This window comes from Lentzea flaviverrucosa (genome assembly GCF_003350445.1).
GTDB lineage: Bacteria > Actinomycetota > Actinomycetes > Mycobacteriales > Pseudonocardiaceae > Lentzea > Lentzea californiensis.
Window position 1 is genome coordinate 1 of sequence record NZ_QQAU01000030.1, and the last position, 1,352, is coordinate 1,352.

The window sequence follows — 1,352 nt, forward strand, 5'->3', positions numbered from 1 at the left end:
TACCGTTACCTGAGGTGTGAGTGAATGTGAGTCCACTGTGTTCAGGCAGCCGGCGCCTTGCGGCGTCGGCGTTGGCCCGCCGGGGCGGGTCTTCCCGTGGCAGTACCCGGTGCCCGCATTGTGCGGGTCTTACGTGGGTTTCCATCGGGCTCGTTTCGCGTCGCCCCGCAACTCGGGGAGGACGTCTCGCGGCGCACGAGCGCGGCGAGGTTACGCGCGGCGTTGAGGTCCCGGTCCAGGACCAGACCACACACCTCACAGCGGTAGACGCGTTCGGACAGGCACAGCTTGGCTTTCACCGCACCACAGACCGAACACGTCTTGGAACTGGGATACCAGCGATCGGCGACGTGCACGTGCACGCCGGCCCACCGGGCTTTGTACTCGATCTGACGGCGCAGCTCGGCCATACCGGCACCGGCGACATGCCGGGCCAGCCGCCGGTTGCGCGTCATGCCTGCCACGTTGAGATCCTCGATCACCACCGCGCCATGGGTGCGCGCCAGGCGGGTGGTGAGCTTGTGCAGCCCGTCCCGGCGGGCGTTCGCGACGGCGGCGTGCAGGCGGGTGATGCGAGCCTGGGTCCCGCGCCACCGGTTCGACGGAACGCGGCGGGTACGGCGGTCTGGGCCGATCCGGCGCGCGGCCTGGCGTTGCAGGCGCCTCAGCTCCCGCAGCGCGATCTCCAGGTGCCGCGGGTTCGGCACGGTCTCGCTGGTCGACAGCACCGCCAGCGACCTCACACCCAGGTCGACACCCACCACACTCTCCGGCCGCGCGGGCGCGGGGTCGGAGCGGGTGATGTCCACCGAGAACGACACGAACCACCGCCCCGCCCGCAAGGACACGGTCGCGGAACGGATGCGGGCGGTGCCGCGCTCGACGTGCCGGGCCAGCTTGCGGGTCGACTCATGGGCGCGGACCGTCCCGACGCGGGGCAGCTTCACGTGCCGGCGGTCGTCGGCGAGTCCGAACGCGCCGGTGGTGAACCGGCAGGACAGGCCGGACCGCTTGCCCTTGAACCTGGGGAACCCGAACCTGTGGCCCTTCCTCTCACCTCGCTTGGAGTCCGCCCAGTTACCCAGCGCGGTCGCGAGGTTGGCCAGGCCGGACGAATAGGCTTCCTTCGAGTTCTCAGCCCACCACGGCGCGACCGTGTCCTTGGCCTGGTTCCAGTCCTTGCGCATGCCGTAGGCCGACCACGACACCGGCGGCGTCAACTCGTCCTCAGCCACGCCGTAAGTCTTCTCGGCGGCCCGCTGCTCCAGGTTCGCCTTGATCCGCGCCAGGCCCCAGTTGAACGCGCGCCGCTGACCACCGCAATGCGACCGCAACGCCTGCTCCTGGCCGGG

At 70.3% G+C, this 1,352-nt stretch carries 1 protein-coding gene; it reads right to left on the reverse strand.

The window, feature by feature from the left end:
* Positions 1-41: 41 nt before the first annotated feature.
* The coding region (tnpB, locus tag DFR72_RS44800; RefSeq protein WP_147290357.1) for an IS607 family element RNA-guided endonuclease TnpB at positions 42-1,352 on the reverse strand (1,311 nt) is incomplete at its 5' end.